The sequence below is a fragment of the Mesorhizobium sp. NZP2077 genome, from assembly GCF_013170805.1.
Classification (GTDB): Bacteria; Pseudomonadota; Alphaproteobacteria; order Rhizobiales; family Rhizobiaceae; genus Mesorhizobium.
On sequence record NZ_CP051293.1, the window covers coordinates 819,026 to 840,386 of the forward strand.

The window sequence follows — 21,361 nt, forward strand, 5'->3', positions numbered from 1 at the left end:
AATCAACGCCCCTGCAGATAGGGCCCGAGCGTGATCAGCGCCACCGCGGCGATCGCCAGTACGATGCCGCTGGCCTGCAACGCGTTGACGCGCTCGCCGAAGAAAACCAGCGCCACGACGTTGACCGAGACCAGCTGGATGACCGCCGAGAGGCTGAACGACACCGACATGCCGAATTCGCGGATCAGCCGCAGCATGATCAGATTGCCCAGCGAATAGAGCGCGAGCGTCAAAAGGATCTTGCCCAGGCTCGGCGCCAGTCCCCATTGCTTTGCGGCGGTCGCCGCCAGAAGGAAGATCACCGTTGAAAAGCCAAGCTGCAGCAGTCCCGAAAAACTCAACGTCCGTTCCTCTCGAAGCGGCTGCCGCCGCGTGTGCCGCGGACCTTGTTTCGCAAGCTCGCCGAGACGTCAAGCGGCCTCGTTCTAACGAAGGCCTTGGCAACGGCCAGACTGAGGCTCAATGTACCGATGTCGTCCAGCTGTCGATGGAAGGGCGGCGGGGGGCTAATGAGTCGTATTCTGCAGAACTTGGCGCGGCGTTGGAGCGAGCTTTCTCTTGCCCTGCAATTCCTCGTTGCCGGCGGCTTTGGGCTTCTGGCTGTGATGCTCGTGGTGGGCTCCTGGGTGACGACGCAGATCCGGGACGGCGTCACCCGCAATTCGGCGGCCACGACGGCGCTTTATGTCGACAGCGTGATTGCGCCGCTGCTGCCTGACCTGCGCAAGAGCGAGGAGCTCAGCGAGTCCGTCAAGCAGGCGCTCGACGAGACGCTTGGCCAGGGCGCGCTGGGCAAGCGCCTGGTCTCGTTCAGGCTTTGGCGCCGCGACGGTACCGTGCTCTACGCGAAAGACTCGGCGCTGATCGGCCGCCGCTTCGATCTGACCGACAATTTGCGGTCCGCCTTCCAGGGCAACGTCACCGCCCAATTCGATAGGTTCGACGACGACGAAGAGAAGGAGCGGGCCGGCGGTGTGCCGCTGCTGGAGATCTACAACCCGGTGCGCGAACCCTGGTCCGGCGAAGTGGTGGCGGTCACCGAATTCTTCGAGGTCGCCAGCGATTTCAAGGCCACGCTGGCTTCCGCGCTCTTGTCGAGCTGGCTGATCGTGGCCGGCACCACCTTGACGGCTTTTCTACTCTTGTCGGGCATCGTGCTGCGCGCCAGCCGCACCATCGACGACCAGCGCGGGGCGCTGCGCCGCCAGGTGTCGGAGCTGCAGGGCCTGGTGACGCAAAACAGCGCCTTGCGACAGCGTGTGCAGCGGGCGTCCCGCCGCGCCACCGCGTTCAACGAAAGATATCTGCGCCGGATCGGCGCCGACCTTCATGACGGACCGGCGCAACTGGTGGCCCTGGCGGCGCTGCGCATGGACAGCCCGATATTTTCCGGCGACGGCCAATGGGGCGAAAGCCGTTCGACCGAGGTCACGATGATCCGCAAGACGCTGGAGGATGCAATGCGCGAAATACGCGGCATCTGCACCGGCCTCGTGCTGCCGCAGATAGAGACGGCCGCCGCAATGGACATATTGCGGCTGGCGGTCGACGAACACCAGCGCCGGACGGGAACGTCGGTGACGCTCACGCTGCCGAGGCATTTGCCCGAACCCGGAGCCTCCGAGAAGATCAGCATCTATCGTTTCGTGCAGGAAGGGCTGAACAATGCCTATCGCCACGGGCGGGGCAAGGATCAGGCGGTGCATGCCGAAATGAAAGGCGGCAGGCTCTTCGTCGAAGTATCGGACGGCGGGCCAGGTTTTGATCCAGCGGCACGGGTCGAAGGATTGGGGCTGGCTGGCCTCAGGGATAGGGTTGAAAGCATTGGCGGCCATTTCGAAACCCGGACTGGACCGCAAGGCACACGGCTGGTGATCAGCCTGTCGGTCGAGGAGCAAGCATGATTGGCGCCATTCGCATCGCTATTGTCGACGACCATCCGCTCTTTCGCGAAGGCGTGACGCGCAGCCTGTCGGAGATCGGAGGCTTCGAGATCGTCGGCGAAGGTGCGACGGCGCAGGATGCCGAACGCATCGCCTCGACGGTGCGGCCCGACCTATTGCTGCTCGACATATCCCTGCCGGGCGGCGGCCTGGCCGCGGTTGCAACCATCCTTGCCGACCATCCCGCCCAGAAGATCGTCATGTTGACCGTTTCGGAGGCCAATGCCGATGTGACCAGGGCCCTGAACGCTGGGGTGCAGGGCTATATCCTGAAAGGTGTCGGGTCGCGCGCGCTCGCTGACATCCTGCGCAACGTGGCTTCCGGCGAGAGCTATCTTACGCCGACCCTGTCGGCGCGGCTGCTTTCGGATCTCCAGACCCCGCAGCCTGCCAATGGCATAGCGGACCGGCTGCGGCAACTGACCGAACGACAGACGGAAATCCTGCGGCTGGTGGCGGAGGGGCTCAGCAACAAGGAGGTCGCCCTGCGCCTAGAGTTGCAGGAGAAGACGGTCAAGCATCACATGACCGGGGTGCTGTCGAAGCTCAATGTGCGAAACCGCACTGAAGCGGCTCTCATGATGCGCGAGTTTCGCGACCAGGACAGGAACCGCTCTTAGAGCAATTCACCGTTTCACGGAAACGGCGAATTGCTCTAACTCTTTGTTTTGACGCAATTCCGCAAGGGAAAGCGCTACGCGCTTTGCCCGGGAAAACCGTTTCACACTCTTCCTGGAATTGCTCTGGGCCATTCTCTTAGGGCCAGCGCGGACCCGCGCGATTGCCAGACAATGAGACGTCACCTCCGCCGGGGGCTGCGGAGGTGACGTGCGAAGCTGGCCGTTGCCTGTTGACCAGCCTCACATGGCCTTCAGACGGCGGACATCGGCGGGCGTGGCCCGGCGGTCGATGATCGTGCGACCCAGCGCATCCAGCATCCTGAAACGGCCGTTCTCGATCTTCTCGGTCAAGCCGTCGGGGTGCGTGACGGTGATCTTGTTGCCGCTCACGTCGACCTTGTCACCGGTCGTGGCATTGACGTGGCTGGCGCCCTGGTCGCTCTGGCCATTGCTGGATCCCGAGCCGCTACCATCGCCATCTGTTCCGGAACTGCCGCCGTTTCCATTGCCGTTGCCACTATTGCCGCCGCCGCTGTTACCACCGTTGCCACTGTTTCCGCCGTTACCGCTATTCCCGCCGCCGTTACCGCTATTGCCGTTGCCGCCACTGTTGCCGCCGCCATTGCCGCCCTTGGCGGCCTGTGCGGTGGCAGTGTCGATCCCGGGGGCGGAGCCGTGCAGGGAAATTCGATAGGGGATGATGGTCAACGCCAGAGCAGCCGCCGAAACGAGCGTCAGCCGGCGACAACGGGCCGTGATCGATCCGTGCATCCCTGATCTCCGTCGCTTGAGCCGGCGCGCCCACCCCAACGTTGCAACCAGCAACATCGCCGAAAGATGTAGTGACCGGAAGCGACCTCCGACCGTTGCGGTTGTCCTCCAGGACCTTTGCCCGCGCAAGATTGGACCAAAGTCTGAGGTGCGCCTGAGCAAGTTGCCTCGCCCCGGGTATTGGAGCTTGTATGATGTCACGCCCTCGATCGTCGCCATCACCAGGCAGGGCGGCGGCAAGATCGCGGTCTGATCTCGGGCGCCGGTTTGCAGCCTTGGGAGGGGTTTCGGTTCCCGAATGCCCCTCCTTCTCGGCATGAAGCCCATTCAAGCTCCGGGAAAGATTGCCAATTTACAGGTGGCGCCCTAACTCCTCCTTCAGGAGACCGCCTTGTCGAAGTCCGTCTATGATCGTGGCCTGCTGAAGCCCGGCGACATCGCCAGGCTGCAGCGCGTCTTTGACGAAGCTTGCCTCAGGCGCGAAGCCCACCCAGATTCGCCGGAAGCGCGCGAAATCGCCCTGACCCTGCTGGCGCTCCACAATGCCGGTATGGTCGACGAGGAAATGCTGACGGACGCCGTCGGTTTCCGCCGGCTGGAGCCGAAATCGGCCTGAGATCGAGAGCCGCTTCCGTGCCACCGAAGCCGCCGGCTTGAACCGATCAGCGAGAGGCGCGCGGCTGGTGAGGTTCGGCACCGGCGATCCGCCTGGCGATCGCCTTGCCCAATATGCCGGCATTGGCAAAGCAGCCGCGAATGCTCGGCCGCATGCCGGTGAACCACAGGCCGGGCAGTTTCGGATCGGCGTCGCCGCCGTTGAAGAGTGGCACCCCCTTGCTGTCGAGCACGCCGAGACTGCCGACCATGCGCTCCAGCCCGGTGCGGTAGCCGGTTGCGGCAATGACGATATCGGGATCGATCAGGCGGCCATTGGCCAGGATCACGCCTTCGCGGCTGAACTCGCGTATCGCCGGCACCACGGTGATCTTGCCCGATTTGATGGCGTCGACGGCGCCGTCGTCCGCGGCAATCGCGGTGTAGTCGGAGGTCAGGCGGCTGGCGCCGCCCGACGGCGCGGGCGGCATGCCGAATTTGGTCAGATCGCCGAAAACTAGGCGCTGCGTCGCGGCGATCGCCGCATCGGCGACGCGCAGCGGCAGGCGCGCCATGAGCGGCGAGAGCCGGTGCACGGCGATCTTGCCGATCCGCTTGGGCAGCAGGGCGGGGCCATTGCGGGCCGACAGCCAGAGAGCAGCCATATCCACGCCAGCCAGATGATTGAGGGCGTCGAAGCCCGAATTGCCGGCGCCGACGACCAGCACCTTCTTGCCGGCATAGGACTTGGCGTCGCCAAAATCCGCCGAATGGATGATCCGTCCGGCGAAAGCCTGCATGCCCTTCCACTGCGGTGTGAACGGTTCCTTGTCGCGGCCGGTGGCGACGACGACATGACGCGCCAGGCGCGAGCCGGCACTGGTGCGCACGGCCCAATGGTCGCCCCTGAACACGATGGTCTCGACGGCGACGCCGAACTCCACCGGCAGCCGATTCGCCTCGCGGAAATCGTTCATATGGCGGATCACGACATTCCTGGGTGGAAAGGCTGGCGTATCCCCGGGATAGGTAAGGCCGGGCAGTGCCGAGAGATCGCGATGGGTGTTGAGATGCAGTTGCTGGTGCCGCCGATGCCAAGGTTCGGCCAGCCGGCTCTCCTTTTCCAGGATCGCCGTCGGCACGCCGGCCTTGATCAAAGCCTGCGCGACAGCCAGTCCGGCGGCGCCGGCGCCAATGACTATCGCCGGCTCGATCGCCACCAACTGCTCCACCATCGATCTGGTCGTCGTATCAGCCATTCACTCTCAAACCCATTCAATCGCTGCAGCATCCGACAGGTTCGCAGGACGCTGTAACCGTTTGATCGCGCGCAAACCCATACAGCGGATCGGTACCGGTTGCCGGGGCCCTGCGCCGGGCCGCGCTTGCGCTCCAGAGCATTGCGCCGCCAAGCGGAAACAACTTCCATCGCAGAAATGCGGCCAAAACAACGACATGGAGCGGGATGCCCGCTTCTGTCCGAAACCATGCAGCCCTATATGGCATATCCGCGGCATCGGCGATAATCAGGTCGCGGCAATGTGATTGATTCGAGCTCCGGGGGCTGGCGGATCTCGTTACCGACGCAGGAATTCCAAATCGCAGCGATTTTGGTTTCCCGCGAAAAATCAGGACGCCGTGGCGCGTCCAGCGTGTCGAAAGGCACGTCGCGCCACAGACGGCACGCGGAATCTCGACCATGCCCTCCTTGCGGATTTCTTTCGATAACATCCTCGAGGGCGCCTCGCCCAAGGTCGAGCGCCAGGCGCTGACGCATGTCGAACGGCTGGCGATTGTCCGCCGCCATGGCGATTTCTCGCTCGCCTATTCCACCGCCGTGCAAGCCAAGCTTTCCTATTTTGGCGACGCCGACGGCTACATCGCTTTCGGCACCAAGATGAAACATCATTTCGCGCTTGGCGACCCAGTGGCGGCAACGGCCCGGCGACCCTATTACATCAGACGCTTCGTCGAGACCGCCGGTGACCCGTGGTTCGTGCAGATCGGCGAGGAGACCGCACGTGTGCTGGCCGGGCTCGGCTACAAGGTCAACCGGCTGGGCATCGACACCCGTCTCGTCCTGCCCGAGCATGATTTTTCCGGCAAGCGCAACGAGACCGTGCGCTATTCCGAGCGCTGGCTCTCGAAGAAAGGCTTTTCGTTCGAGGAAGACAAGCGGACGGTATTCCTCGACGAAATCGCCCGGCTGTCCGAAAACTGGCGCAGCGACCGCATCGTCAAGCGCTGGGAGATGGGCTTCCTCAACCGCCGGTTCCACGACCAGCTCGGCACCGACATGCGCCGCTTCGTCCTGCATGGTCCCGAGGGTGAGCTGATCGCCCTGCTCGATTTCGATCCGATTTTTCGCGATGGCAAGGTCATCGGCTACACCACCGCCTTCAAGCGCAAGCATATCGATGCCTCGCCGCACGCCGAGATCGGCCTGACCAAATTCGCCGTCGACCGGTTTCGCGAAGAGGGCATGGAGGTGGTGACGCTTGGCCTGTCGCCGCTTGTCGACGTCGCCCCCAGCGGATTTGCCGAAAGCGACTTCTGGCGCAATGCTTTTCAGCGCGCCTACGATTCGCCATGGGTCAATCGCCGCCGGTTCAACCTGCAGGGCCAAGCGGCATTCAAGCGCCGTTTTCATGGCATGGAAGAGCCGGTCTACATCGCCTTTCGCAAGGGGACCTATATCGAGATGCTGGGGCTGCTCCGGCTGGTCAAGGCGATCTAGATCGTCGGCGTGTCAGCGTGCCTTTGCCCTGTCAGTTCCGCAGCCGGTAGCCGGTCTTGAAGATCCAGGCGACGATTGCGATGCAGACGGCCAGGAAGACCAGCGTCATGCCAAGGCTGATGCCGACCGATACGTCGGACTTGCCGTAAAAGCTCCAGCGGAAGCCGCTGATCAGGTACACCACTGGATTGAACAACGTGATCGTCTTCCAGATGCCGGGCAGCATGTTGATCGAATAGAAGCTGCCGCCCAGAAAAGTCAGCGGCGTGATGATCAGCAGCGGCACCAGTTGCAGCTGCTCGAAGCTTTTCGCCCAGATGCCGATGATGAAGCCGAACAGGCTGAAGGTCATCGCCGTCAGCACCAGGAAGGCGACCATCCAGAACGGATGCAGGATGGTGAGCGGCACGAACAGCGAGGCGGTGGCCAGGATGATCAGGCCGAGGATGATCGATTTGGTGGCGGCACCGCCGACATAGGCGATGACGATCTCCAGGTAGGAGACCGGCGCCGACAGCAATTCGTAGATCGAGCCGACGAATTTCGGGAAGTAGATGGCGAAGGAGGCGTTGGAAATCGACTGCGTCAGCAGCGACAGCATGATCAGCCCCGGCACGATGAAGGCACCGTAGCTGATACCGTCGATCTCGGTGATGCGCGAGCCGATGGCCGAGCCGAAGACGACGAAATAGAGCGATGTCGAAATGACCGGCGAGACGATGCTCTGCAGCACGGTGCGGAATGCACGCGCCATTTCCATCCGATAGATAGCCCAGACCGCGCGCAGGTTCATGCGTCTTTCCTCACCAGATTGACGAAGATCTCCTCGAGCGAGCTGTTTTGCGTGTCGATGTCGCGGAACTGGATACCGCCGGCCTCGAGGTCACGGATCAGTGAGGCGACGCCCGGCCGCTCGGCCTGGTTGTCATAGGTGTAGGTCAGCTGCCCGCCATCCGCCGACAGTTCCAGCGCGTAGCGCGAGAAGGCTTCCGGAATGGCGGTCAGCGGACTGCGCAATTCCAGCACCAGCCGCTTGCGGCCGAGCTTGCGCATCAGTTCGGCCTTGTTCTCGACCAGGATAATCTCGCCGCGGTTGATGACGCCGACGCGGTCGGCCATCGCCTCGGCCTCCTCGATATAGTGGGTGGTGAGGATGATGGTGACGCCATCCTCGCGCAGCCGGCGCACCATCTCCCACATGTCCTGGCGCAGCTCGACATCGACGCCCGCCGTCGGCTCGTCGAGGAACAAGATGCGCGGCTCGTGCGAAAGCGCCTTGGCAATCATCAGCCTGCGCTTCATGCCGCCCGACAGCGTGATCGCCTTGGCGTCCTTCTTGTCCCACAGCGACAGGTCCCGCAGCACTTTCTCGACAAAGGCCGGGTTGGCCGGCTTGCCGAACAGGCCGCGGCTGTAATTGACCGTCGCCCAGACGCTCTCGAAGGCGTCGACGGTCAGTTCCTGCGGCACCAGGCCGATCAGGCGGCGCGCGGCGCGATAGTCCTTGCTGATGTCGTGGCCGTCGACGGTGACGGTGCCGGTCGAGCGGTTGACGATGCCGCAGACGATCGAGATCAGCGTCGTCTTGCCGGCGCCGTTGGGCCCAAGCAGCGCGAAGATCTCGCCGCGCTGGATGTCGAGATTGACTTCCTTGAGCGCGGTGAAACCGGTGGCGTAGGTCTTGGAGACCCCGGAAATGGACAGAACGGAGGGCATGGCTGAAAACGGCTGCCTGAAAGAGGTCCCCTGATATAGGCCGAATGTCGGAGCGTGCAACCGGAAGTCAATGGTGCTGCTGACAGTTCTGGACAGCCAGTGCGGCAGGGACTGGGGATGTGCCTGGTGCAGCCGGTAAAATTGTCCTGTGGCGTTCAGCCTCGCGGCGGGACGCCGCTTTGACCTGAACCCGCTTCGGGCCTACTCTCCGCCTAGTACTTGCAGCAGCCGGAGCCCGCCATGGACCCGCTCATACTGTCGCGCATCCAGTTCGGCGCGAATATCTCGTTTCATATTCTGTTTCCGACGATCACCATTGCCCTTGGCTGGGTGCTGCTGTTCTTCAAGCTGCGCTACAACGCGACCAATGATTCCGCCTGGATGCGCGCCTATTTCACCTGGGTGAAGGTGTTCGCGCTGTCCTTCGCCATGGGCGTGGTTTCGGGCGTCACCATGAGCTTCCAGTTCGGCACCAACTGGCCGGGCTATATGGAAAAGGTTGGCAACATTGCCGGGCCGCTGCTGGCCTACGAAATCCTGACCGCCTTCTTCCTCGAAGCGGCCTTCCTCGGCATCATGCTGTTCGGCTTCCGCCGCGTCTCCAACCGCGTTCACACGCTGGCGACGGTGCTGGTCGCCGGCGGCACCACCGTCTCCGCCTTCTGGATCATCGCGCTGAATTCCTGGATGCAGACGCCGGCCGGCTTCGAGATGCGCGATGGCGTCGCGCACGCCGTCGACTGGTGGGCTGTTGTCTTCAACCCGTCCATGCCCTACCGGCTGGTCCACATGCTGCTTGCCTCGGGTCTCACGGTGTCATTCCTGATATCAGGCCTGTCGGCGCTACGTTATCTCAACGGCGACCGCTCGGAATCGATGTGGAAGGCCCTGCGCACCGGCGTCTTCACCGCCGCGGTCCTGATCCCCATCCAGATCCTTGCCGGCGACCAGCACGGGCTGAACACGCTGGAGCACCAGCCGCAGAAGATCGCTGCGATGGAGGCTAACTGGAACACCGGCCCCAACGTGCCGCTGGTGCTGTTCGCGCTGCCCGATGAGGCGACCAAGGAAAACAAATTCGAGATCGCCATTCCCGACGGCGCCAGCCTGGTGCTCAGGCACTCGACCAGCGGCGTGGTGCCGGGGCTCAACGACTATCCCGGCAACCATCCGCCGGTCTTCCCGCTGTTCTGGAGCTTCCGCATCATGGTCGGCACCGGCCTTTTGATGCTCGCCGTCTCCTGGTCCGCCGCCTTCTTCCTCAAGCGCCGGCATAGCCTGCCGAAGCCGCTCGCCATGCTGATGGTGCCGATGGCGCTGTCAGGCTGGCTGGCGACGCTGGCTGGCTGGTACACGACCGAGATCGGCCGCCAGCCCTGGCTGGTGACTGGCGTGCTAAAAACCGCCGATGCCGTCGGCCCGGTGGCGGTCAGCCATGTCGCGCTGACGCTCGCCATCTACCTTATCCTCTACGTGCTGTTGCTGATCGCCTATCTCGGCGTGCTGGTGCATCTGGCGCTGAAGGCGGCCAAGGATGGCGACGCCTCGCCGCTGCCGGGTGTTATGAAGGCAGCCATGTCGCAGCCGGCGGCGGGGGAGTAAGAAAATGACCTTCGACTGGCCAACCGCGCTTCCCCTGATCTTCGCCGGCCTGATGGGCCTCGCCATCCTGATCTACGTCATCCTCGACGGCTTCGATCTCGGCATCGGCATCCTGTTCGCCGTGGCGGACGATGCCGAGCAGGATACGATGATCGCGGCGATCGGTCCGTTCTGGGATGCCAACGAGACCTGGCTGGTGCTGGCCGTCGGCCTGCTGCTGGTCGCCTTTCCCCTGGCGCATGGCGTCATCCTGACCGCGCTCTACATTCCGGTCTTCGTGCTGCTGGTCGGGCTAATCCTGCGCGGCGTCGCGTTCGACTTCCGCGCCAAGGTGCCGAGCGGCAAGAAACACCGCTGGAACCGCATTTTCTTCCTGGGTTCGGTCATCGCCTCGCTGGCGCAGGGCTATATGCTGGGCGTCTATGTGCTCGGCCTCGATGTCGGCTTCGGCGGCATGGCGTTCGGCGCGCTGGTGGCGTTCTGCCTGGCCGCGGCCTACGCGGCGATGGGCGCCGCCTGGGTGATCTACAAAACCGAAGGCGAGTTGCAGAAGAAGGCGGTGCGCTGGCTGCGCACCGCACTGGTGCTGACCGCGCTCGGCATGGTGGCGGTATCGCTGGCGACGCCCTTCGCCAGCCCGCGCATTTTCGCCAAATGGTTCGTCTGGCCGGAAATGCTGTATCTCTCGCCGCTGCCGATCCTGTCGGCGTTTTTGTTCCTGTGGCTGTGGCGGCAGACCTTCCATCTGCCGAAGCCCGACGACCGCCATGCGCTGACGCCGTTCCTGACGCTGGCCGCCATCTTCGCACTCGGCTTTGCCGGTCTTGCCTGGTCGTTCTATCCGTTCGTGGTGCCCGACAAGCTGACCATCTGGCAGGCAGCGTCGGCGACCGAAAGCCTGGCCATCATCCTGGCCGGCACGGTCGTCGTGCTGCCGGTCATCATCTTCTATTCCTTCTATGCCTACCGGGTGTTCGGCGGCAAAGCGACGGACCTGACTTACGACTGAGGCGCCGGCTGTCTCTTTGTTTAGACGCAACTCCCAAGGGAAAGCGCAATGCGCTTTTCCCGGGAAAACCGGGTCCCACTTTTCCTGGAATTGCTGGTTTCAGATCAGTCCTGAGTCGCGCGCGGCGGCTGTGGCCTCGCCGCGTGAGACCGCATCCAGCTTGCCCAGCACCGCCGAGACGTGGTGATCGACCGTCTTTGGCGAAATGGCGAGGTGGTCGGCGATACGCTTATTGGACAGGCCGCGCTCGATCAACTGCAGCACTTCCATCTGGCGCTGGGTCAGGCCGGCGCTGTTGGCACGGGTGGTGCGGCGCGGCCCCCGGGCAATGCGAATGACGCCGTTCTGCCGCATGAGTTCACGCACATGGTTTGCGACCGGACGGGCGCCGAGCGCCTCGAGAATCTCCAACGCCTCCCGCTGTGCGGCCTCGTCGCCCTGGGCGAGCGCCAGCGCACGTTCGTAAGGGGCATCGAGTTCCGCCCAGACAATGGCGGCGCCCCGCCAGTCTCCGGCCAGCAGCATCCGGTTGGGCGTGGCCATACCTGTGGTGTCGCCCGGATCGACATCCGGCGCCAGCATCCGCCGCCAACCGGCGAGTTCGGCGAAGACCCCCCGCGTCGGCGACAGGCTCTCGGCAAGGCCGATAAGCCGCAGCGCCTCGTCCCTGTCCGCCTCCCCGAGCCAGGCCTGTTCGGCAATCACCGCCGCATAAGGCGACAGGCGCTGCAGTTCGGCTCCCTTTTCCAGGAATTGCTTCATCTCGGCCAGAAGCGGCTCTGCCGAGGGGTCGCCACGACGGACCCTTAGCCGCGACAGCGCCACCAGGGCCGGATAGCGCACCAGGGCGGTCGCCCGGTCGTTGGCAATCACATCCAGTGCCTCGGCGGCCGCCTCATCCCAGCATCCTTGACGCAGCAACAACTGGGCCCTCACACCACGCATGTAATCGCGCCACGTCGCCAGATCGTTCTCGACGCAATAGTCGATGCCGCGATCAAGGAAGGATCGGGCCCGGCTGTAGCCCAGCTGGTTCATTTCACCACAAGCACAATTGGTGAACGCGCGGGCCGCATGTTCCTGGAAATTCTCTTCAAGCGCGATTTCGAGGCTGCGGCCAAGATGCAGCCGGCTCGAGTCCAGATCCAGCCACTGCTCGGCGGCGCCGACATTGTTGAGCGCATGGCAAACGACTTCCGGCCTGTTCAACCGTTCGGCGAGCTCGATCGCCCTGGCGCCCAGCGACAAGGTCTCGTCCAGCCTTTCGGCCAGCATCGCCAGTTGAGACAGGTTCGAATAGGCCATCGCAAGCTCGGCACTGACTGGCACGGTCTCCAGCAACGCGACCGCCTGGGCGCCGAACATGTCGGCCGCCTCTCGATCGCCCAGGAGATAGGCGAAGCGTGAAAGCCATCTGAGGCTGTCGCCTTCCTTCAACGTATTGCCAAGCGCCTGTCGCAAGGCACGCGCCTGTTCCTGCGCCTTGATGGCCTCGTCTATGCGCGCGATCAAATGGCACTCGAAGGCATAGTGCTCGTAGAGGCCGGCGCGCTCTTCTTCAGGCAAGGCATCGGCCTGGCGCAAGGCCACCTCATAGTAGCCGGCGGCGTCGCGATGGGCGCCGACACGGGAGGCCTCCCGCGCTGCGATCGGCGCGAATTCACGCACCGCCTGCGGATTGTTTGCCTCCACGGCGTGGTGGACCAGGCGCGCCGTCGCAACGGACGCGTTCTCGAGCAGCGCGGTAAGGGCGCGCTGGTTGAACGCTCGTCTGTGGCTTGTCGTCAGCATCGTCTCGATGGCGCGGCGGGCGATCTCGTGGCGGAAGGCGTAGCCGTCGCCCAGATCGTCGAGCAGCCCATTCGAGACGCATTCGGCGAGCTGGCCGGCGGCGGCCACGCCGCACAGGCCCTGCAAGGCCCAGGCGTCGGCGCGCCTTGGAAACACCGACACCGCGTCGAGCATCGAGCGGGCGCCCTCAGACAGGCGTTCGGCGCGCGCCAATACCGCATCGCGCACGCTGGCCGGCAACGCCGTCTCATTTTCGGCGCTCAGCAATTCGGTGACGAAGAAGGCATTGCCGGCGGTCGCCCGGTAAATGGCATCGCCGTCACGGCCGGCGCCGGCGGCGAGCGACAGCACCGCTGCTTCGCTGAGCAGAGGCACGTCGATGCGTGCAATGCTGCCCGACGGGATTTCACCCAGCGCCCGGCGCACGCGCGCCTGTCCCTCGCTGCGGTCGGTGCGCGCCGTCAGAAGCAGCAGGATATGGGAGTTGGCGATGCGGCGGCCGAGAAAGCGGACGAAGTCGAGCGTCGCGTCATCGGCCCAGTGCAGGTCCTCTATCACCAACAGCGTCGCACCCGTCCTTGCCTCGAACACCTCCATCGCATCGGAAAACAGCGGCAGCCGTTGGCCTTGCCGGGCGTCGACCGCCTGCGGCATCGCCCATTGCGCCTCGCGCGCAAGATCGTAGAGAGGCCCGAGCGGGTCGGGTATCGACAGGTCCTCGCATGCGCTGCGGAAGATGCGCGCATCCGGCCCGGCGCGGCTGGTAAAGGCTTCGACCAGCGCCGACTTGCCGGCTCCGGCCTCGCCCGACAATGCCGCGACGCGGCCGCGTCCGCGGCTGGCCTCCGCCAAAAGTTCGTCCAGTTGCGCCAGCTGCGCCTGCCGTTCCAGAAGCATCGTCATCGCTCAAATGGGGTCGGTTTCACCGCTGCGCCGGACATCCGCCACGACTGTCCAAGGCGCTTGCCCGAAAATGTGACCCTCCACACATTCCGGTGCCATTCTCCACATAACGACGCTAATATAGGGAATCTTCCACACAAAATATAGGGAAAGGTGCCGATGTGCGCCCTTTGCGAGCGTGATCAATGTCCGGCCGCGCTCAAATCGAGCGTGAATCAACACAAAAGGGAAATCCAATATGCCTCGCTATGTAGTTGAACGCACATTTCCAAATGGCCTCAGCGTACCGATGAACGATGTCGGCGCCGATGCGCTGGGCGGCGTCATCATGCGCAACGCCGAAAAAGGTGTGACCTGGGTGCAGTCCTTCGTCTCGCCCGACAAGAAGCAGAGCTTCTGCATTTATGATGCGCCGTCGCCCGAGGCGATCCGCAGCACCGCCCAGAAGAACGCGCTGCCGGTCGACAAGATCACGGAGGTGCGGGTCCTTGACCCTTACTTTTACCGTTGATCCCGACAATGACCATCCAACTGCCCTTCGCAGCGGTGGCGGCTTGCCTGACAACGCGCCCAGCGCGGTGTCGGCGGGTGCGAGACCAGTCGGACGAGGCCCGCTACTGGGCCGGATTCTCCGGTGGCTTGCCTCGCTGCTGTTCGCACCATGGCGCAAGAATCGGCGCCGGTTGCCTCCGCAGGACGACTATCTGAGACGCGACATCGGCCTGCCGGAGCTCGAGGAGCTGCCGCAGTACTGGGACTTCACCCGGAACCACTGAGACGCGCAGCCATCCGACGTCGCGGCGGGAGCGGCTGCTCCCGCGCATCAACAACGAGGAGAGAAGATGAACATCCATCTGTGGACGAAACACCTCATCAACCTGTCGATCCTGTCGATCGCGGCCACGGCGGCGAATGCCCATGATACCGGCACGCTGGATGAGAAAGTGCGGGCAGCCAACAGCCGTTTCGAGAATGTGGCGATGGCGACCGCTGATGGCTATGCGCCGATCCCTTGTGCCAGCGGCATCACCGGCGGCGCCATGGGCATCCACTATGTCAACGCGGCCTACCTGAAGGACGATGCCGTCGATCTGGCGAAGCCGGAAGCGGTGATGTACGAGCCGATGGCGGACGGCAAGCTGAAGCTGGTGGCGGTGGAGTACATCACATCGAAAGGCCCGGCCTCGCTCGAGGGACAGCTGTTCAACTTCAACAGCACGCCCAACCGTTACGGCCTGGGCGCCTTCTATGAGCTGCATGTCTGGGCCTGGAAGAAGAACCCCACCGGCACCTTCGCCGACATGAATCCCGATGTGTCGTGCGACGCGATGAAGGCCATGTAACAGGGGCGCGAATCTCCCCCCTCGAGGGGGAGATGTCGCCAAAGGCGACAGAGGGGGTCGCCGCGCGTGAAGCGCTAGCCTCCTTCTGTCGCAAGGGGCCGAGCCCGGTCGGACCGACCCCCTCTGGCCGCTTCGCGGCCATCTCCCCCTCGAGGGGGAGATAACCAAGCCTCAATTGCTCGCCGACAGCACCAGCACCGGCTTGTCGCTGTACAGCGCCGGGAACAGCTGCTTCAGGTTCGCCACCTTGGGCAGGTCGTTGTAGACGATGTAGGGATAGGTCGGGTTCAGCGTCAGAAAGTCCTGGTGGTAGTTCTCAGCCGGGTAGAACGTCTTGCCGGTCTCGATCGTGGTGACGATTGGTGCCGGATAGAGCTTGGCCTTGTCGAGCTGGTCGATGTAGCTCTGCGCGATCTTCTTCTGCGCGTCGTTTTCGGCGAAGATCGTCGAGCGGTACTGGGTGCCGGAGTCCGGACCCTGGTAGTTCAGCTGCGTCGGATTGTGGGCGACCGAGAAATAGACCTGCAGCAGCTGGCCATAGGTGACCTTCGAGGGATCATAGGTGATCTCGACGGATTCGGCATGGCCGGTGCGGCCGGTGCCGACGGTCTCGTAGACGGCGTCATCCTTGGCGCCGCCGGTGTAGCCGGAGACGGCCTGGCTGACGCCCTTGACGTGCTGGAACACGCCCTGCACGCCCCAGAAGCAGCCGCCGGCGAAGATCGCCGTCTCGCTGCTCGAGGCTGCCTTTTCGTCGAGCGCCGGCGGCGGGATGACGACAGCGTCTTCCGCCGAGACGGCGGGAGTCAGCCAGAAAGCGGCGCCGGCTGCAGCAAAGGCCATCGCTGCCAGCGTGCCTCTGACAAAGCCGATTGAACGGTTCTTGGTATTGGTCATGGTTGCACTCCTCATGGCTTCCATTTGGGATCAGTCTACTGGATCAGCTACGATGACGCGATGCGCGAGTTGCGGCGCAGTCTCACATTCGTGCGATGCTCCATAAACTGTCCCCGGCTGGACAGAGACCGCCGGGGACAGAAGGCCAGGGCCAATCTCAATTGGCCGGTGCCGTGGCATCCATTGCCGGCTTCATCGCATCGGTCGCCGGTTTCATGGCATCAGCGGCCGGCTTCATCGCATCCGCCGCTGGCTTCATGGCATCGGTTGCCGGTTTCATGGCATTGGTGGCCATCGGGTCGGCAGGCTTCATCGCGTCGGTCGCGGGCTTCATGGCATCCGCCGGCTTCATGGCATCTGTCGCCGGCTTTATGGCGTCGGTGGTAATCGCATTGGCGGGCTTCATCGCGTCGGTCGTGTCGTTGGCGCGGGCGCCGGCGACGAAAACGGCGGCCGAAAGGGCGAAGGCGAGCGCCGGCAGGGTCAGGTACTTGTTCACGAGAGTCTCCTTGGGTTTTGGCGCGCGGAAGCGGGCCGGGTGATGCGCTGCCGCGTTCCACGGCCCCGCGCGATAAAAGGGATGATCAGTTGGTGGCAGCGGCCAGGATCGGTCCGCCGCCTGGTGATTGCACCAGCACGGCGGTGCTCAAGCCCCCGGACTCGGCGGGCAGCGGATAGGCGGTGGCGTCGCCGGTCCAGCTGCCGAGTTTTGTCAGCGCATGCACGACATTGGCATGCGGCAGTGTGCGGCCGGTGTTTTCGCCACGCGCCACCGGCACCTGCACGACGCCCTTGGTGTAGCGCACCAGCCAGACATCGGCCTTGCCGCCCGGCACAGCGCCGGCGCCGATCGAGACCTTGCCGCCGCCAAGCGACAGCGAGGGGCCGCCGGTCTTGTCCGTCGCCGCGATCAGATGCTGGATTTCGCCGGGCGCGGCGCCGACGACATCGGCGTGGCCGTTGACCACGACTTGCGGCGTGAACGGCCCGTCATGGCCGAGCGGCGGTTCGTAGGACACCTGGCGCTGGGTGAATTCCTGTTTGCCGAACGTGTCCTTCCAGCCGAGATAATCCCAGTAGGTGACGTTGAAGGACAGTGCCAGCACGCCGGGCTGGTCCTTGACCTTGATGAGGTTGGCGTTGGCCGGCGGGCAGGACGAGCAGCCCTGGCTGGTGAACAGCTCGACGACGCTGAGCGGCTGCGCGGCGGCGGCACCGAGCGAGGCGGCGAGCGCCAGCGCGCCCAGGCTGGACAACGCGGCGAATTTTCTGGCTCTCGGCATCGGCTGGCTCCGTGTGGGACGGCGCTCAAATGCGCCGGTCATTCCCCCACTTCGCTGCCGTTTGCCGCTTCGTTACAGCGCTCACCGGTTTGTGATCACGGCGCCTTCTTCCTTCGTCCCCGGGGGGATAAGGGAGAAGCGCCATGGCGCCAGGCCTATGCGCGCTGCCCAAAACGCCACAGTGATGTGTAGTGCATGATCGGCCGCTCAAAAATTGCGCCTTCGGCGACAAATCGCTTTCCTGCATCCAGCATGGGCTGGAAGGTATCGAGCTGCCTGGCGTGCTCGAGCGTGTCCCAGACGCTGGTGTTGATCAGCGACAGTGTCGCCTCGTCGGCGCCGGCGTAGAAGGTGAGCAGCCCTGGCATGGCCTCGATGCCGGGCCGAAGCGCAGCCTCGGCCTCCAGCATCATCTCTCGCAACAGTGCAAACTTCGTGGCATCGCAGCGCAAGATGGACACACGCAGCACGGGCTCTGACATCGGGTTTTCTCCAGGAGCTGACGCACCGCACGCTAGGCCATGCCGACCCAGGCCCACAAGGCGCCTCCTCCTTCTTCCCTTGTGGGAGAAGGTGGATCGCCGCGCAGCGGCGAGACGGATGAGGGGTGTTCCAGCGGAGTGAGACGATGGCGTTCCCTGGAGCACCCCCTCATCCGTCGCCTTCGGCGACACCTTCTCCCACAAGGGGGAGAAGGGAAAACCGCGCCCCTAACGCCAGGGCTGGAGGCTGGCGCTCTACGCGCGGCGACCCCCTCTGTCGCCTTCGGCGACATCTCCCCTCGAGGGGGAGATCGGCAGCGTTCTTACTGCGTCAGCGCCGTGTCCGAGGGCCGCTTGTTGAAGTCGCACTTGCCGGTGACGTTGTAGAAAAAGTCGGCATTCGAGGACGGAGTCGGCACCGTTGTGCCACCGTCTTCCCAGGCTTGATAGCTGGTGACGCCACAAGGCACGATGGAGAAGATGTCGACCTTCGTCCCGGTCGCGGTCTCGGTCAGGGCGTTCGCGTCCACCCCGTTGTAGAGTCGGTTGGAGGTGCTCGCATCGTCCGATTTAAGGTATTGCGGGTTGCCCGATGGCACGTACATCTGCAGAGAGAGGCCACCCATCTGGCTGACATCGATCGACGCGCCGGCGCCGTTGGCTGGATACATGGTGTTGACGCAGGTTGTGGAATATTTTCTGCTACCACTGGTCTGGAGGATCGCATCGGCGGGCAAACCGGTGAAAGTGCTCACGATGGCGGTGGTGCAAACTTGCGACTGGACGAGCGTCTTGATGTCCGCGCCACCATTGTTGGTGATCGTATACACGTTCGTGGTGCCGTACCCCTTCGGATCCCCGAAGCCGTTATAGGTATACTCGATAGACATCAGCGACTTGGCCGACGTCGCTCCAAATTGCGTGCCGTAGAGCGTCATCGTCTTGTTCCACCAGCCCGACACCTTGGTGATCTTGAAGGTCGCATTGACCAGCGCCGGCGGCTTGCTGACCGCCGACACGACGGCAACCGGCACGGTGTCGATCCTGGCGATCTTCATGAAAATGGTCGGCATGGAGAAACTTGCCGAGGCCTGGCCGGTGGCGGCGGCGGTGGTGGTACCAGCCACAAAACTGTTCAGCGTCGCAGTGCCCTGGCCACCATTGGCGTTGAAAGAATCCTGCAGCGCCGCCTGACGCTGCGCCAGCGTCGAGGTGGTGTCCATGGTGGTGATCGACAGCAGCGCGGCATCCAGCGCCTGCTGCTGGTTGGACCGGGTCTGGATCGCGCTGGTATAGTCGACCGAGAAGCCGACCGCGGATATAACCGGCACCAGCATGAGAAAGAACAACGGCATTATCGAGCCGCTGCGCGACTCCATGAACCTGACTGCAATCCCCCGCATTTCCTGCCCTTTCAACGTAACATTTCGCAGAACTAACATACGGGTATAAAATTATGCTCTAACGCATTTGGTTAAAGTTTATTGATTTTCCCGCAATGCGGCAGAAATGGTCGGCAAAGGCCGCCGCTTGCCGCAGCTTTCCGCCCCTGCTAAAGCGCGCGGATGAGCACGCCCCTCGATCACATCCGCAATTTCTCCATTGTCGCCCATATCGACCATGGCAAATCCACGCTTGCCGACCGGCTGATCCAGTCCACAGGCGGGCTGGAGCTGCGCGACATGAAGGAGCAGGTGCTGGACTCGATGGATATCGAGCGCGAGCGCGGCATCACCATCAAGGCGCAGACGGTGCGGCTGAAATACCGCGCCAACAATGGCGAGGACTATATCCTCAACCTGATCGACACGCCGGGACATGTCGACTTCGCCTATGAAGTGTCGCGTTCGCTGGCCGCCTGCGAGGGCTCGCTGCTGGTCGTCGACGCTTCGCAGGGCGTCGAGGCGCAGACGCTGGCCAATGTCTACCAGGCGATCGACAACAATCACGAGATCGTCGTGGTGCTGAACAAGGTCGACCTGCCGGCCGCCGAGCCGGAGCGCATCCGCGAGCAGGTCGAGGAGGTGATCGGCATCGACGCCTCCAACGCCGTGCTGATCTCGGCCAAGACCGGGCTTGGCATTCCAGATGTGCTCGAAGCCATCGTCCACCAATTGCCGCCGCCGCGCGAAGGCGATGCGACTGCACCGTTGAAGGCGATGCTGGTCGACAGCTGGTACGACGCCTATCTCGGCGTCATCGTCCTGGTGCGCATCATCGACGGCGTTTTGAAGAAGGGCCAGACCATCCGCATGATGGGCACCGGCGCCAAGCACCTGGTCGAGCGCACCGGCGTGTTCACGCCGGCCCGCATCAATGTCGACGAACTCGGCCCCGGCGAGTTCGGCTTCTTCACCGGCTCGATCAAGGAAGTGGCCGACACACGCGTCGGCGACACCATCACCGAGGACAAGCGCCAGACGGCAACAGCCCTGCCCGGCTTCAAGCCGGCGCAGCCGGTGGTGTTCTGCGGCCTGTTCCCGGTCGACGCCGCCGATTTCGAGGATCTGCGCGCCGCCGTCGGCAAATTGCGCCTCAACGACGCTTCCTTCTCTTATGAAATGGAAACCAGTGCCGCGCTCGGCTTCGGCTATCGCTGCGGCTTCCTCGGCCTGCTGCATCTCGAAATCATCCAGGAGCGGCTGGAGCGCGAGTTCAACCTCGACCTGATCGCCACCGCGCCATCCGTCGTCTACCGGCTGCAGCTCAATGACGGCACGGAGAAGGAGCTGCACAACCCGGCCGACATGCCCGACGTGGTGAAGATCGCGTCGATAGAGGAGCCGTGGATCCGCGCCACCATCCTGACCCCCGACGACTATCTCGGCGGTATTCTAAAGCTCTGCCAGGACCGGCGCGGCATCCAGGCCGACCTGTCCTATGTCGGCAAGCGCGCCATGCTGACCTACGATCTGCCGCTCAACGAAGTGGTCTTCGATTTCTACGACCGGCTGAAGTCGATCTCCAAGGGCTACGCCTCGTTCGACTATCACCTGACCGACTATCGCGAGGGCGACCTCGTAAAAATGTCGATCCTGGTCAATGAGGAGCCGGTCGACGCGCTGTCGATGCTGGTGCACCGCACGGCGGCGGAAAAGCGCGGCCGGCAGATGGTCGAGAAGCTGAAGGAGCTGATCCCCAACCATCTGTTCAAGATCCCGGTCCAGGCGGCAATCGGCGGCAAGGTCATCGCCCGCGAAACCATCTCGGCGCTGCGCAAGGACGTGACCGCCAAATGCTACGGCGGCGACGTCTCGCGCAAACGCAAGCTGCTGGACAAGCAGAAAGAAGGCAAGAAGCGGATGCGGCAGTTCGGGAAGGTCGATATTCCGCAGGAGGCGTTTATCCAGGCGCTGAAGATGGGGGATTGAGAAGCCGGTTGGCGCGCACAGCGCGCCAAGTCATCGATCCGGTGGATCGATGACAGGCTTCGAAAGCGGGGGAGCTGCCGGAGGCAGCGGGCCCCCCGCCAGCGCGGCGCTGACGGTGCGAGCGAGGTACTTCTTCCAGGTCACAGCGACCCACCTTCGCTGCCGACCTCGGCGCCGCTGCCCGCCGCCGGCTATCCGTTCCTGGTGCTGACTTTTGTTGGATGGATCTGGACGCTGGTGAGGGCTGGGCGGTGAGGGGGCCTCCACCTTCCCCCCCCTTGTGGGGGGAAGGTGGATCG

21 protein-coding genes are annotated in these 21,361 nt (G+C 63.7%); 10 read left to right on the forward strand and 11 right to left on the reverse strand.

All coding sequences use genetic code 11. The features are described 5' to 3' along the window. Window positions 1–2: 2 nt before the first annotated feature. Complete coding sequence (locus tag HGP13_RS03875) at window positions 3–341, reverse strand: hypothetical protein (RefSeq protein ID WP_027054900.1); 339 nt, start codon at window positions 339–341, stop codon at window positions 3–5. A gap of 168 nt (window positions 342–509) precedes the next feature. Between HGP13_RS03875 and HGP13_RS03880 the strand changes: the two genes are divergently transcribed. Next, complete coding sequence (locus tag HGP13_RS03880; protein WP_172221742.1) at window positions 510–1,904, forward strand: sensor histidine kinase; 1,395 nt, start codon at window positions 510–512, stop codon at window positions 1,902–1,904. Beyond that, a complete protein-coding gene (locus tag HGP13_RS03885) occupies window positions 1,901–2,563 on the forward strand; it encodes a response regulator transcription factor (protein ID WP_172221745.1) in 663 nt (220 codons plus the stop codon). The genes HGP13_RS03880 and HGP13_RS03885 overlap by 4 nt, the downstream gene beginning before the upstream one ends. Window positions 2,564–2,803: 240 nt before the next feature. On the opposite strand, the gene HGP13_RS03890 is transcribed toward HGP13_RS03885, so the two are convergent. Continuing rightward, on the reverse strand, window positions 2,804–3,334 hold the full coding sequence (locus tag HGP13_RS03890) for a hypothetical protein (protein ID WP_172221748.1): 531 nt from the start codon (window positions 3,332–3,334) through the stop codon (window positions 2,804–2,806). A gap of 391 nt (window positions 3,335–3,725) precedes the next feature. On the opposite strand from HGP13_RS03890, the gene HGP13_RS03895 reads away from it, so the two are divergent. After that, window positions 3,726–3,950, forward strand: a complete 225-nt coding sequence (locus HGP13_RS03895) for a hypothetical protein (RefSeq protein WP_172221751.1) — start codon at window positions 3,726–3,728, stop codon at window positions 3,948–3,950. A gap of 46 nt (window positions 3,951–3,996) precedes the next feature. On the opposite strand, the gene HGP13_RS03900 is transcribed toward HGP13_RS03895, so the two are convergent. Further along, window positions 3,997–5,187 (reverse strand): NAD(P)/FAD-dependent oxidoreductase, encoded by a 1,191-nt coding sequence (locus HGP13_RS03900; RefSeq protein ID WP_172221754.1) that lies wholly within the window; start codon window positions 5,185–5,187, stop codon window positions 3,997–3,999. Between the two features lie 440 nt (window positions 5,188–5,627). On the opposite strand from HGP13_RS03900, the gene HGP13_RS03905 reads away from it, so the two are divergent. Further along, window positions 5,628–6,665, forward strand: a complete 1,038-nt coding sequence (locus HGP13_RS03905; RefSeq protein ID WP_172221757.1) for a phosphatidylglycerol lysyltransferase domain-containing protein — start codon at window positions 5,628–5,630, stop codon at window positions 6,663–6,665. A gap of 31 nt (window positions 6,666–6,696) precedes the next feature. Here HGP13_RS03905 and HGP13_RS03910 read toward each other — a convergent pair whose 3' ends face one another. Both HGP13_RS03910 and HGP13_RS03915 read right to left on the reverse strand, forming a co-directional pair. After that, a complete protein-coding gene (locus HGP13_RS03910; protein ID WP_172221760.1) occupies window positions 6,697–7,458 on the reverse strand; it encodes an ABC transporter permease in 762 nt (253 codons plus the stop codon). Further along, complete coding sequence (locus HGP13_RS03915; protein ID WP_172221763.1) at window positions 7,455–8,381, reverse strand: ABC transporter ATP-binding protein; 927 nt, start codon at window positions 8,379–8,381, stop codon at window positions 7,455–7,457. Before HGP13_RS03915 ends, HGP13_RS03910 begins: the two co-directional genes overlap by 4 nt. Window positions 8,382–8,621: 240 nt before the next feature. Between HGP13_RS03915 and HGP13_RS03920 the strand changes: the two genes are divergently transcribed. Both HGP13_RS03920 and HGP13_RS03925 read left to right on the forward strand, forming a co-directional pair. Beyond that, the gene (locus HGP13_RS03920; protein WP_172221766.1) at window positions 8,622–9,983 is read left to right on the forward strand and encodes a cytochrome ubiquinol oxidase subunit I; all 1,362 of its coding nucleotides are present in this window, start codon (window positions 8,622–8,624) and stop codon (window positions 9,981–9,983) included. A 4-nt stretch (window positions 9,984–9,987) separates the two neighbouring features. After that, window positions 9,988–10,992: a cytochrome d ubiquinol oxidase subunit II gene (locus tag HGP13_RS03925; RefSeq protein ID WP_172221769.1), complete on the forward strand. Its 1,005-nt coding sequence runs from the start codon at window positions 9,988–9,990 to the stop codon at window positions 10,990–10,992. Between the two features lie 99 nt (window positions 10,993–11,091). On the opposite strand, the gene HGP13_RS03930 is transcribed toward HGP13_RS03925, so the two are convergent. Further along, entirely contained in the window at window positions 11,092–13,680 is a 2,589-nt protein-coding gene (locus HGP13_RS03930; RefSeq protein ID WP_172221772.1) for an AAA family ATPase, read from the reverse strand. A 244-nt stretch (window positions 13,681–13,924) separates the two neighbouring features. On the opposite strand from HGP13_RS03930, the gene HGP13_RS03935 reads away from it, so the two are divergent. The 3 genes from HGP13_RS03935 to HGP13_RS03945 all read left to right on the forward strand — a co-directional run bounded on the left by HGP13_RS03935 (window position 13,925) and on the right by HGP13_RS03945 (window position 15,029). Further along, window positions 13,925–14,197 carry a DUF4242 domain-containing protein gene (locus HGP13_RS03935; RefSeq protein ID WP_172221775.1) on the forward strand — a complete coding sequence of 91 codons (273 nt, stop codon included), beginning with the start codon at window positions 13,925–13,927 and terminating at the stop codon, window positions 14,195–14,197. Then, window positions 14,175–14,462 (forward strand): hypothetical protein, encoded by a 288-nt coding sequence (locus HGP13_RS03940; protein ID WP_172221778.1) that lies wholly within the window; start codon window positions 14,175–14,177, stop codon window positions 14,460–14,462. The genes HGP13_RS03935 and HGP13_RS03940 overlap by 23 nt, the downstream gene beginning before the upstream one ends. A gap of 66 nt (window positions 14,463–14,528) precedes the next feature. Further along, window positions 14,529–15,029 carry a hypothetical protein gene (locus HGP13_RS03945; RefSeq protein ID WP_172221781.1) on the forward strand — a complete coding sequence of 167 codons (501 nt, stop codon included), beginning with the start codon at window positions 14,529–14,531 and terminating at the stop codon, window positions 15,027–15,029. A gap of 171 nt (window positions 15,030–15,200) precedes the next feature. On the opposite strand, the gene msrA is transcribed toward HGP13_RS03945, so the two are convergent. From msrA to HGP13_RS03970, 5 genes are all read right to left on the reverse strand, one after another. Beyond that, a complete protein-coding gene (msrA, locus tag HGP13_RS03950; protein ID WP_172221784.1) occupies window positions 15,201–15,926 on the reverse strand; it encodes a peptide-methionine (S)-S-oxide reductase MsrA in 726 nt (241 codons plus the stop codon). Between the two features lie 157 nt (window positions 15,927–16,083). Beyond that, on the reverse strand, window positions 16,084–16,425 hold the full coding sequence (locus HGP13_RS03955) for a hypothetical protein (protein ID WP_172221787.1): 342 nt from the start codon (window positions 16,423–16,425) through the stop codon (window positions 16,084–16,086). An 85-nt stretch (window positions 16,426–16,510) separates the two neighbouring features. Next, window positions 16,511–17,209, reverse strand: a complete 699-nt coding sequence (locus HGP13_RS03960) for a DUF1223 domain-containing protein (RefSeq protein ID WP_172221790.1) — start codon at window positions 17,207–17,209, stop codon at window positions 16,511–16,513. Between the two features lie 155 nt (window positions 17,210–17,364). After that, complete coding sequence (locus tag HGP13_RS03965) at window positions 17,365–17,691, reverse strand: hypothetical protein (protein WP_172221793.1); 327 nt, start codon at window positions 17,689–17,691, stop codon at window positions 17,365–17,367. A 323-nt stretch (window positions 17,692–18,014) separates the two neighbouring features. Then, window positions 18,015–19,094, reverse strand: a complete 1,080-nt coding sequence (locus HGP13_RS03970) for a pilus assembly protein TadG-related protein (RefSeq protein ID WP_172221796.1) — start codon at window positions 19,092–19,094, stop codon at window positions 18,015–18,017. Between the two features lie 162 nt (window positions 19,095–19,256). Between HGP13_RS03970 and lepA the strand changes: the two genes are divergently transcribed. Then, window positions 19,257–21,062 carry a translation elongation factor 4 gene (gene lepA / locus HGP13_RS03975; protein WP_172221799.1) on the forward strand — a complete coding sequence of 602 codons (1,806 nt, stop codon included), beginning with the start codon at window positions 19,257–19,259 and terminating at the stop codon, window positions 21,060–21,062. The last annotated feature ends 299 nt before the right edge of the window (window positions 21,063–21,361 follow it).